This window comes from uncultured Amphritea sp. (assembly GCF_937127095.1).
Taxonomy (GTDB): Bacteria; Pseudomonadota; Gammaproteobacteria; order Pseudomonadales; family Balneatricaceae; genus Amphritea.
Genome location: NZ_CAKZLP010000019.1, coordinates 184750 through 196869, shown reverse-complemented (window position 1 = coordinate 196869; position 12120 = coordinate 184750). Strand labels below are relative to the sequence as shown.

Here is a 12120-nt window from a genome sequence, read left to right as displayed (position 1 = left end):
GAGCTCTCCGCTTAACCCAACGTTTATCGCGTCGTGAAGCGGACTATAATGCCTTCCAGACCGAACTCTTTCTGAATACTGGCCTGTAAAGCAGTCAGGCGGGTTTTCTGAATATCCGGACCGACAAAGACTTTTACCAGATCGTCCGTCTTGCGAATATAGACCTTATAACCCGCTTTAATCAGCTTTGTTCGCAACCCCTTAGCGTTATCCTCATCCTTAAAGCTTGCCAGCTGCAGACTCCAGGCGACGGGTACGCCTTCCTGATCCAGCGCAGGCGGATCATCGCGCTCTTCGATAAGCGGCTTTTGCTTCGCGACCGCTTCCGCAACCTGTTGCGGCATGACAGCAACCGTAACCGGTTCTGCAGGCTCAGCAGGCGTCGTTGTATCAGGCAGCGGTTTATTTTCAGGTGCTATGGTCACCAGTTGAGGCTCAACCGGCGGAGGAGGAATCGCACTCTCTAACTGGCGCTCCCGATATCCGGCACCATCAAAAAAGATCGGCAGAAGAATTGCCGCCGCTACAATCAGAATTGCCGCGCCGGCAAGACGCTGTTTAAAGCCGTCATTCACTGTTATATACCATCCATATTCAGTGCAATTAATGCATCACTCACAGTAAAGAAAGAGCCCGCAACGATCACCCGATCACCCCTGCTCGCTTCTTTTTGTACAGTTTCCAGCGCATCCGCAACAGTATCACAAGCTGTCTGGAGAGTAACGGCTACACCCAGGCTCGTCAGTTTTTCCGATAACACCTGTGCCGATTGCCCGCGGGCACCTTTAAGACTAACCAGATACCACTGATCAATCACCGGCTGCAGCAGACTCAACACCTGATCAATATCTTTATCGGCCAGCATCCCCAGCACCATCAGCGTACGCCCCTCTGCAGGTTTTTCACGCAGCTGACCCGTAAGATATTCAGCCGCTTCAGGGTTATGGGCAACATCGAGGATATAATCGGTATCAGCAACGCGAATCTGCTGCATTCTACCGGTCAGTGAAGCCTTCGAAAGACTCTCTTTTAACTGCTGAGGTTCAGGCATCATGCCCAATAATCCCAGCACCTGCATAACCGTTGCCGCATTCGCTTTTGGCAGGGTCAACTCAGGCAAACCGGAGACAGTCAAAATGCCGCCATCCATCTGCTCTCCCTGCCAAAGCCAGTTGTTGTTATCGGTTTGCTGCCAGTTAAAATCTCTGCCCCGCTGATATAAGCGTGCACCTATTTCATCAGCATAACGGGTTAACGTTTCCGGCGGATTCGGATCACCACAGACAGCGGGACGGCCGGCGCGATAGATACCGGCCTTTTCATAACCGATCTGCTCCCGGTTATCACCCAGCCAGTCGATATGATCTACTGCTACTGTAGTAACCACGGAGATATCCGCATCAACAATATTGATCGCATCAAGGCGACCACCCAACCCCACTTCAAGTAGCATCACCTCTGGCTTTTCGGCCGCAAACACATGCAATGCCGCCAGCGTATTGTATTCAAAGTAGGTCAGGCGAACATCACCGCGAGCCTGCTCTATCGCCGCAAATGCCCGAATAATATGCGCATCATCGACCGGCTGACCGGCAAGCTTAATCCGTTCGTTATAGCGCAGAAAATGAGGCGAGGTAAAACATCCAACGGTCACTCCCTGATCGCGCAACACCTGATCAAGCATCGCAACGGTTGAACCTTTACCGTTAGTGCCACCGACAATGACGGTCCGACTGCAGCTAAGGTCCAGCGACATCTGCTGGTAAACCATACGCACACGATCAAGACCCAGCTCTATCAGATCAACCGGGTGGTTGTTTTCAATCCATTCCAGCCACTGCTGCAGGGTAGTAAAGCGTGCTTCGGACATCAGTTTATTCCAGACAATAAAAAGGCCGCTAAATAAACTACAGCGGCCTTATCAGAGAGCTTCGGTCAGACTACGGCTGCTTCATAGTCTGATTCAGGAGCTGTATCAGACACACTAGGCAACCCCTGCATGATGCGTAGCATCGAAGAGAGGCGATCACGTAGCTGGCCACGGGAGATGATCATATCGATCTGACCATGCTCAAGCAGAAACTCGCTGCGCTGAAACCCTTCCGGAAGCTTTTCACGTACGGTCTGCTCAATAACCCGCGGCCCGGCAAAACCAACCAGTGCACCCGGCTCGCCGATGTTCAGGTCGCCCAACATCGCCAGCGACGCTGAAACACCACCATAAACCGGATCAGTCAGTACAGAGATATAGGGAACACCCGCCTGCTTCAGACGCTCCAGCGCAGCGCTGGTTTTTGCCATCTGCATCAGCGAGAACAACGCTTCCTGCATCCGCGCGCCACCACTGGCAGAGAAGCAGATCATCGGAATACGCTCTTCCAGCGCTATATTAGCCGCACGCACAAAGCGCTCACCGACAACAGCACCCATGGAGCCGCCCATAAACTTAAATTCATAGGCAACCGCCACCACAGCAAGACCTTTGACCTCACCACGCATAGCGATCAGGGCATCTTTCTCGCCGGTCTCTTTCTGCGCAGCGATCAGACGATCTTTATACTTTTTGGTATCACGGAATTTCAGATGATCTACCGGCTCTACCTCAGCGCCGATTTCACGCGTGGTACCTTCATCAAGGAACGAATTCAAACGAACCCGGGCCGTCAGCCGCATGTGATGATCACATTTAGGGCAGACATTCAGGTTTTTTTCCAGCTCCGGACGATACAACACGGACTCACACTTTGGACACTTCTTCCAAAGACCTTCCGGGATATTATTTCGCTTCTTCTCGGAACGAACCAGGGAAGGAACAATTTTATCCAGCCAGTTACTCATTAATCACTCCAGCTTCTGCCAATGGCAGCCTTTATTTATCCATGGCCTGACGCATGCTTGCAGTAATCGCTGCAACCGCGCCAGGAATCTGTTCCTGATTGCCGGCAAGCTCGGCAATCTTATTAACCAGTACACTGCCGACAATGACACCATCGGCCACTTGGGAAATCGCCCGGGCTGACGCATCATCACGAATACCAAAGCCCACACCAACAGGCATATCTGTATATTTGCGAATCATCTCCAGCTTTTCCGCTACCTCAGCAACATTCAGCGAGGCAGACCCGGTGACCCCTTTTACCGATACGTAGTAGACATAACCGCTACCTGCCGCACAGATCTTCTTAACCCGCTCGACCTCAGTGGTTGGCGCAAGCAGGTAGATCACATCGATATCAGAGGCCTTCATCAGCCGGTTAAATTCATTAGCTTCTTCCGGTGGCAGATCAACCGTCAAAACACCATCCAGTCCTGCCGCTTTGGCTTTATCTGCAAACACTGAATAGCCCATCACTTCAATCGGGTTCAGATAGCCCATTAAAACGACCGGGGTGGTCTGGTTGGTCTTGCGAAACTCAGCCACCATATCCAGCACATCGACCAAACGTGTACCGTGCAGTAAGGCACGTTCACAGGCCAGCTGAATAACCGGGCCATCGGCCATCGGGTCAGAGAACGGAATACCCAGTTCAATAATGTCTGCACCGGATTCGACCAGTGCATGCATCAGTGGCAGGGTTACTTTAGGCTCAGGGTCACCGGCTGTCACATAGGGGATCAGCGCTTTGCGGCCCTGGCTTTTCAGATTATTAAAACACTCAGTAATACGACTCATCTTAATCTTCACTCAGTCAGGGCTTAAAAGTTAATACCGTCAATTTCTGCAACGGTATGGATATCCTTGTCGCCCCGTCCTGACAGGTTAACCAGAATAATCTGATCTTTGCCCATCGTTGGCGCAATCTTCATCGCTTCAGCCACAGCATGACTGGATTCCAGCGCTGGCATAATACCCTCGGTCAGCGTCAGATGACGGAATGCATGCAATGCTTCATCATCGTTGATCGCGGTATATTCTGCTCTGCCGATCTCTTGCAGGTAAGAATGCTCAGGTCCTACGCCCGGATAGTCCAGACCGGCTGAAACGGAGTGAGTCCCAATCACCTGACCACCTTCATCGGACATCAGGCTGGTGCGGTTGCCATGCAAGACACCCGGCTTGCAATGCGAACTCAAAGGTGCCGCATGCTGGCCGGTTTCGATCCCATAACCGCCCGCTTCCACACCGATCATGCGTACACCCTCATCTTCGATGAATGGATGAAACAGACCGATAGCATTAGAACCACCGCCAACACAGGCAAGCAACACATCCGGTAATTTACCGGTCTGCGCCAGACACTGTTGACGCGCTTCACGACCAATAATGGACTGAAAGTCACGAACCAGTTTTGGGTACGGGTGCGGACCGGCCGCGGTGCCAATGATGTAAAAAGTATTATCAACATTGGTAACCCAGTCACGCATCGCTTCGTTCATCGCATCCTTCAGAGTGCGGGTGCCCGATGTAACAGAGACAACTTCAGCGCCCAGTAGTTTCATCCGGTAAACGTTGAGAGCCTGACGACGAATATCCTCTTCGCCCATATAGACAGTACATTCAAGCCCCAGCCGGGCAGCAACCGTTGCCGTCGCAACACCGTGCTGACCTGCGCCGGTTTCTGCGCTAACACGGGGTTTACCGGTGAACTTAGCCAACAAAGCCTGACCAATGGTGTTATTCACTTTGTGAGCACCTGTATGGTTCAGGTCTTCACGTTTCAGGTAGATTTGTGCACCGCCCAGCTCACGGGAAAGGCGTTCCGCGTGGTACAACGGTGATGGCCGGCCTACATAGTGGGCAAGGTCATAGTCAAACTCAGCCTGAAACTGTGGATCCCGCCAAAGCTTTTCGTAGGTCTGTTCAAGCTGCTGGAGAGCAGCCATCAAGGTTTCAGACACATAACGGCCCCCAAACTGGCCAAAATGACCACCTGCATCGGGCATCTGCTTTGCGATCGCGAGATCTTCTTTAGTTAGCACGAGCTACCTCATTCATAAATGATATTAGTTTTGAACTATCTTTTAGGCCTTTAGCCGCTTCCACCCCGCCGCTAACATCAACAGCATAGGGTTTAACCTGGCATATGGCCTGTGCCACATTGTGCTGATCGAGGCCACCCGCAAGAATCAGAGGGACATCGATATCAGCTGGGATGCGGTCCCAGTCGAACGCCTCACCTGTACCACCGGGGACTCCTGGACGATACGCATCCAGCAGAATCGCACGGGCAGCGACAAAGCGTTCAGTTTCAGCCGCTACATCAATGTCCGGAGACATTCGCAGAGCTTTGAAATATGGGTGATTGAACTGATTGCAGTATTCCGGCGATTCATCACCATGAAACTGCAGCAGATCGATACCCGTCTGATCCAGAACAGCCCTGACCTGTTCGGGAGACTCATTGACAAACAACGCCACCGTGGACACAAAGGGCGGCAATTGTTTGATAATAACCTCCGCTACAGCAGGCTCAACATACCGGGGACTGGGCGGATAAAAAACAAAGCCCAGCGCATCAGCACCGGCGTCTATCGCTGCTAGCGCATCCCCCAGCCGGGTAATTCCACAGATTTTTACGCGGGTTCGCATCACTTGGATCAGGCTAATTAGAAAGATCCCAATAGTAACAGATAGGAGGGCCTGAGGTTAACCGTTTTGCATCAGGAAATAAGGCCCCAGCTCCGATTTTGGCAACTCAAACCGATCCGGATATTTAACATCGACAAAATACAGACCATAGGGCGGCGCAGTCACGCCCCCCTGAGTGCGATCCCGGGCATCAAGCACCTCTTTAGCCCAGACAGGCTCAGCCTCCCCGGCACCGATTTTCATTAATACTCCGGCAAAATTGCGGATCATGTGATGCAGAAAAGCATTAGCTCGTACATCGATAACGATCAACTCTCCCGCCCGATAGATATCCATCGCTCTGACTTCACGCACCGGGCTTTTCGCCTGACAGGCAATTGCCCGATACGAGGTAAAATCGTGTTCACCGAGAAGATAGTCTGCCGCCGCCTGCATCCGTGACATATCCATCTCTTTATGGGTCCAGGTGACCCCCCGACTCAGCAGCCCCGGCTTGACCGGTGCAGAGTAGATCAGATAGCGATAACGTCGTTCCAGCGCAGAAAAACGGGCATGAAAACTATCATCCACCCGTTTAGCCCAGCGAATTGCAATATCATCAGGAAGTTTGGTATTAGTACCCATCACCCAGGCCCGGTCGGGGCGCTGCGTAGCGGTGTCAAAATGAATAATCTGATAAGTGCCACTGACACAGGCATCGGTACGCCCTGCGCAGATAACCTTAACCGGTTCATTCGCTATTGCAGAGAGCGCCTGCTCGACAGTCTCCTGTATCGAAGCGACATCTTTCTCTTTCTGCGTTTGCCAGCCACGGTAGGCTGCGCCAGCATACTCTACGCAGAGCGCATAGCGACTGACGGCTGCGCGTTGTGGATTTTCTGACTGAGATTCAGAGCTTTCTGAATCCAAGCCCTCTGAGTGGAAACTACCTGATCCAGAACTTTCACTGGCAACATCATAAGAAAGGGCGACCGAAGTCGCCCTTTGCTGATTTTCAAACTGGGTTTTATCCCGCTGCATATTCAATCATTTCTCGGCAGTTAATCGAACCGGGCCAGGCATACACCTGGCCTGTTGTGTTAGCTAATGGTGTTTAGCAGGCTGTTCGCCTCAGAACGCTGAGCTTCAGAACCCTCTTTAACGATCTCTTCGAGGATATCTTTGGCGCCATCCAAGTCTTCCATATCGATGTAGGCCCGCGCCAGATCAAGCTTAGTCTCAACCTCATCAGCACCTTCAAGAAGGTTCAAACCATCTAAAGAATCATCCTCAGAATCATCCGTCATATCGAGGCTAAGCTCATCACTGCCCGCATCACTTAAGAGCATTTCCAGCTCAGAATCCAGCTCAGCATCAAGATCATGGCCAAGAGGAGATTCATCATCGGCCTGAGGTGCAGCAAACTCTTCCTCATCCAGGACAACCTCATCATCAGCACCATCCAGCAGCGCCTGAAGGTCAGCATCCAGATCATCATCAAGATCAAGATCAAGATCAGTATCACTGTCCGCAGCATTCAGCTCTTCAACATCAGCATCACCGACACCGGCAAGCAGCGCATCCAGCTCAGCGTCCGCTGACTCATCGTCAGCATCTGAAGCGCTCTCTTCTTCACCCAACAGAGAATCAAGATCAGCAAAGTCGTCATCTTCATCAGCAACAGAATCATCCATCACCAAATCAAGCGAATCACCCTCATCGAAATCAGCGCTCTCAGCATCCTCAAGCTCAACATTTTCAAGCTCTGCATCTGCAACATCAAGACTGAAGTCGAGATCCAGATCATCTTCAAGCTCATTTGCTGGCTCTGCGTCTTCGCTGACATCAGCCATCGGCTGTATATCGAACTCTAGATCTGTATCATCATCAACGGCTTCTTCCTCAACGTCTCCACCAGCCAATAAGTCTTCTATACTATCAGCCTCTGGCTCCTCAGGTTCCTCTGGCACTTCAGGAAGAGGCCCCAGATCACCAAGATCACCCAGATCAGACTGAGCTGTCAGATCATCCAGGTCAAAAGACTCTGCTGCGCCCTCTCCCAGAATTGAATCGAGAGCATCATCAACCTCATCTTCATCTTCCATCGAAGCTGCAGCAACCGGTGTCTGACCAAAGTCTTCATCAAACCCAAGATCAAACTCCTGCTCATCAATATCCTGAGACTCTGCGGCTTCAACTTTATCGAGATCCATATCCAGATCAAGATCCAGCTCATCCAGATCAGTTTCCTCAGCAAGCGACTCATCGGACTCAGTTGCAGCGGCGACTGCAGCAGCGGCAGCAACTGCCGGAATAACGGTAGCGTCTTTATCCTGCGGCTGATCGACATCAATAGTCTGACCCGGCACAACAGCCTCGGATGAATCTTCTTTTTTGCCCCGACGCATAAACAATAGCGCCAGCAGGAACGCTATGATAGCGCCACCAGCGGCACCAATATAAAGACCAAACTCTTCCAACAAGCTTTTAGGTTGCGCCTGCGGCTCAGGTGCAGCCGCTACCTGACTTGCGATCGGTTGTTTCTTGGCTGTTTCCAACTCAGCCTGAAGATCCGCCAGCTGCTGATCTTTCAGTTCCAGCATGCGCTGTAGCGTTTCCATCTGCTGCGCAAGCGCATCAACCCGCCCGGTCAGCTCTGCATTCTCACGCTGAATCTGATCGACACTTTCAAGCGCTGAAGCCAGATCAGTTTCAAGCTGTTTATTTTTTTCCAGAAGAGCAGAGTCTGCCTGACTCATATCAGCGCCAGCCGCCTGGTCTGATACCGCGCTGGTATCAGTCTTGGCATCAGGGGAAACTATCTTCAGTTGCCCCTGCGCCGATTTGGCTGCAACCTCTTCACCCTTTTTTCCGGTGGCCGCCGCTTTATCAGCACCCTCTGCACCGCCAGAATTATCCATCTGCTGTGGCTGAGCAGCCGGGGTTACACCCTGCTTCCACATCTGCGTTTGACGCCAGAACTCTTCATTTGCCTGTTTTTGATTCAGCGCCTGAACCTCTTCCAACGAAGGCAGGCTCATAACAACGCCAGCTTTCAGCTGATTAACGTTGTTATTGCGAAAAGCATCGGGATTTTTGCGCTGGAGCGCCAACATCATCTGCGCTTCAGAGACTGTGTTGCTAGGCTTATGTCGTTTGGCGATATCCCAAAGGGTATCATTAACATCAACATACACCTGACCGTCGGTCATGCGGGTACGGATATTATCAACCGGTGCCTGGGGCGCCATCGGCTTTACCGCAACAGAAGCAGGTGCGCTCGCTGCAGAAGAACGTGCTGGCTGAACAGCAACCGGAGCAGGTGTCGGATCATAGATAGGGGGATCCAGCAGCACAGTGTATTCACGAACAAGACGTCCGCTGGGCCAGTTAACCTCTACCAGAAAGTTGAGGAACGGCTCTTTAACGGGAGCCGATGACGTCAGGATAATAATACCCCGACCAGAAGCACCCGGCTTCACCTCAAATTTTACATCAGAGAGGAAACGTAACTTCTCTATCCCGGCCAGAGCAAACTCATCGACATTGGCCATTCTTGGAAGAATCTGTTGCGGATCGACTGACCGCATCTGCAAAAGCTGTATCTCAGCTTGCAGAGGCTCGTTCAACGCTGATGTAATTCTAATTTCACCGAGACCAAGCGCATTTGCATTTGAGGTTCCTAAGACACCTGCAATTGCCAAACTTAGGGCTAATTTGCGCAGCATATTTTCGCTTCCTTAATTTCCCCTGGTCCTGAACATCACAAAAGTCGTCAATATTCAGAAAGTTACGTATCCAGTTTTATTGGGCAAAGTATTCATTAAAACCCATGTTTAATCAACAACCCAGATCGGCCATAAATAGCGAAACTTCAGTATTTAAAACCGCCCTGCACTGAACCGACATCGTCACACACCATTAAAATGTTCAAAATTAAAAATATAAAATCATATATTTCATAGACTTATAAGCAAAACATAAAAAATATTTTAACCTAAACACAAAATCAACAACCCACTGAACTGACACTACCTAAGTTGGTGACCGTACTTAACAACACGACTTAAAACTATTTATATCGGTTTCGTTGACCTGAATCACACCTGCAGATACAAAAAAACCGGCCTTTTCAGCCGGTTATATCTGTTTCGATGAATCAGCCCTGCAGCAGAATCCGCAGCATACGGCGTAACGGCTCTGCCGCACCCCACAGCAACTGATCACCCACGCTGAAGGCGTTGAGGAATTCATCCCCAATGTTCATCTTACGCAGGCGTCCCACAGGTACACTCAACGTACCGGTGACTTTGGCAGGCGTCAGATCACGGGCGGTAATATCACGTTCATTAGGCACCACACTCACCCAGTCATTCGCCTCCGCGATCATGGATTCGATCTCATCCATCGGCACATTCTGCTTCAGCTTGATAGTGAATGCCTGACTGTGACAGCGCATCGCACCGATACGCACGCAGGTACCATCAATCGGTACCGGATTAGCGCTCAGTCCCAGAATCTTGTTGGTTTCGGCATAGGCTTTCCACTCTTCGCGACTCTGACCATTATCCAGACGGGTATCGATCCATGGGATCAGAGAGCCCGCCAGAGGCACACCAAAATTATCGGTTGGCATCGCACCAGAACGAATAGTCGCGGCCACCTGACGGTCAATATCCAGAATTGCGCTGGCAGGGTTCGCCAGATCAGCCGCTACCGATTCTTTGATAACGCCCATCTGTGAGATCAGTTCACGCATATGACGTGCACCGCCACCGGATGCTGCCTGATAGGTCATGGAGGTCATCCACTCGATCAGACCCGCACTGAACAGACCGCCCAGCCCCATCAGCATCAGAGACACTGTACAGTTACCGCCGACATAGGTTTTTACGCCATTAGCCAGTCCGTCTTTGATGACATTCATGTTAACCGGGTCAAGTACGATGATGGCATCGTCTTCCATCCGCAGTGAAGATGCGGCATCGATCCAGTAGCCATCCCAGCCTGCAGCACGCAGAGCACCATAAACCTGTTTCGTGTAGTCGCCGCCCTGACAGGAAATAATGGCATCCATCTGTTTCAGTTCATCAATGGATGTTGCGTCTTTCAGGGTCGGAATATCTTTACCGATATCCGGACCTGGCTGACCTGCCTGGGACGTTGTAAAGAAGACCGGCTCATCGATATGATCAAAATCACCTTCTTCTATCATGCGCTGCATCAGCACGGAACCAACCATTCCGCGCCAACCTACAAAACCTACACGCTTCATCTGTTCCACCAAAAATTCGAACCTGCTAACAGATCCCTGAGAATAAAAACAACAAAGCTGCCACAATAGTCTATAGCAGCCTGCTATGGCTCCGGACGCTCCGAAGCCCTTTAATTATGCAACAATTTAGTCACATAGACTATCTGATTCAGAGCATTTTATGACCAACTGAAGCCATAAAACCCGGTTTACGCCTGTAAAGCCGCAATAACCGCATCACCCATTTCAGTGGTAGATACCTTCTGCATCCCTTCAGACCAGATATCGCCGGTACGCAGATTCTGATCCAGCACCTGACTCACTGCTGCTTCAATACGATCTGCTGTTTCGCCCGCGTTAAGCGAGTATCGCAGCATCATCGCAACCGACAGAATCGTTGCCAGTGGGTTCGCCATATTCTGCCCGGCAATATCCGGTGCAGAACCGTGGCATGGCTCATACATTCCTTTACCGTCAACATCCAGAGAGGCCGAAGGCAGCATACCGATGGAACCGGTCAGCATCGCTGCCGCATCAGAAAGAATATCGCCGAACATGTTACCGGTGACCATTACGTCAAACTGCTTCGGTGCACGCACCAGCTGCATCGCCGCGTTATCAACATACATATGGCTCAGTTCAACATCCGGATACTCTTTGGACAACTCTTCCATCACTTCACGCCACAGTACTGTCACTTCCAGTACGTTAGCCTTATCGACTGAACAGAGACGCTTGTTGCGGGCACGGGCGGCTTCAAACGCCACACGACCGATACGGCGGATCTCGTTTTCATCATAAACGTAGGTGTTATATCCCTCACGGACATTACCCTCTTTCAAACGCACGCCCCGTGGCTGACCAAAGTAGATACCGCCGGTCAGTTCACGTACAATCAGAATATCCAGTCCTGAGACAATTTCCGGCTTCAGGCTTGAAGCATGTGCCAGTTGCGGGTACAGAATCGCCGGACGCAGGTTACCAAACAGCCCCAGACTGGAACGGATACCCAGCAGCCCTTTTTCCGGACGGATCTGAAAATCAGGATTAGTGTCCCATTTCGGGCCACCCACAGCACCCAGCAGGATAGCATCAGCGGCGCGGGCCGCATCCAGAGTTGCTTCAGGCAGCGGTACGCCGTGAGCGTCAATTGCCGCACCACCCACCAGGGCCTCGGTCAGCTGCAGATCCAGACTGTCCTGCTGGTTAACCAACTCCAGAACCCGACGCGCCTGAGCTACGATCTCAGGGCCAATACCATCACCCGGTAAAACCAGTACATTTTTAGACATTATTCTCTTTCCTTAATCGGGGCTACAGAGCCTGCTCTGCCGCCGGAAATTCATTTATCTTGAGT

Annotated in this window: 10 protein-coding genes; all 10 read right to left on the bottom strand. The window is 51.3% G+C overall.

The features are described 5' to 3' along the window. Nucleotides 1-23: 23 nt before the first annotated feature. The 10 genes from Q0499_RS05030 to leuB all read right to left on the bottom strand — a co-directional run bounded on the left by Q0499_RS05030 (nt 24) and on the right by leuB (nt 12055). Nucleotides 24-575 (bottom strand): SPOR domain-containing protein, encoded by a 552-nt coding sequence (locus tag Q0499_RS05030; RefSeq protein WP_299196929.1) that lies wholly within the window; start codon nt 573-575, stop codon nt 24-26. 2 nt (nt 576-577) lie between these two features. After that, the gene (gene folC, locus Q0499_RS05025; protein ID WP_299196928.1) at nt 578-1870 is read right to left on the bottom strand and encodes a bifunctional tetrahydrofolate synthase/dihydrofolate synthase; all 1293 of its coding nucleotides are present in this window, start codon (nt 1868-1870) and stop codon (nt 578-580) included. A gap of 65 nt (nt 1871-1935) precedes the next feature. Then, on the bottom strand, nt 1936-2838 hold the full coding sequence (accD, locus tag Q0499_RS05020; RefSeq protein WP_299196927.1) for an acetyl-CoA carboxylase, carboxyltransferase subunit beta: 903 nt from the start codon (nt 2836-2838) through the stop codon (nt 1936-1938). Between the two features lie 31 nt (nt 2839-2869). Beyond that, a complete protein-coding gene (trpA, locus tag Q0499_RS05015) occupies nt 2870-3673 on the bottom strand; it encodes a tryptophan synthase subunit alpha (protein WP_299196926.1) in 804 nt (267 codons plus the stop codon). A gap of 23 nt (nt 3674-3696) precedes the next feature. Next, nucleotides 3697-4884 carry a tryptophan synthase subunit beta gene (gene trpB / locus Q0499_RS05010; protein WP_299196998.1) on the bottom strand — a complete coding sequence of 396 codons (1188 nt, stop codon included), beginning with the start codon at nt 4882-4884 and terminating at the stop codon, nt 3697-3699. Nucleotides 4885-4909: 25 nt separating this feature from the next. Further along, nucleotides 4910-5530, bottom strand: a complete 621-nt coding sequence (locus tag Q0499_RS05005) for a phosphoribosylanthranilate isomerase (RefSeq protein ID WP_299196925.1) — start codon at nt 5528-5530, stop codon at nt 4910-4912. A gap of 57 nt (nt 5531-5587) precedes the next feature. Continuing rightward, the gene (gene truA / locus Q0499_RS05000) at nt 5588-6550 is read right to left on the bottom strand and encodes a tRNA pseudouridine(38-40) synthase TruA (protein WP_299196924.1); all 963 of its coding nucleotides are present in this window, start codon (nt 6548-6550) and stop codon (nt 5588-5590) included. 59 nt (nt 6551-6609) lie between these two features. After that, nucleotides 6610-9237 (bottom strand): FimV/HubP family polar landmark protein, encoded by a 2628-nt coding sequence (locus Q0499_RS04995; RefSeq protein WP_299196923.1) that lies wholly within the window; start codon nt 9235-9237, stop codon nt 6610-6612. Nucleotides 9238-9668: 431 nt separating this feature from the next. Beyond that, nucleotides 9669-10784, bottom strand: a complete 1116-nt coding sequence (asd, locus tag Q0499_RS04990; RefSeq protein ID WP_299196922.1) for an aspartate-semialdehyde dehydrogenase — start codon at nt 10782-10784, stop codon at nt 9669-9671. Between the two features lie 188 nt (nt 10785-10972). Then, a complete protein-coding gene (gene leuB, locus Q0499_RS04985) occupies nt 10973-12055 on the bottom strand; it encodes a 3-isopropylmalate dehydrogenase (RefSeq protein ID WP_299196921.1) in 1083 nt (360 codons plus the stop codon). Nucleotides 12056-12120 lie beyond the last annotated feature (65 nt).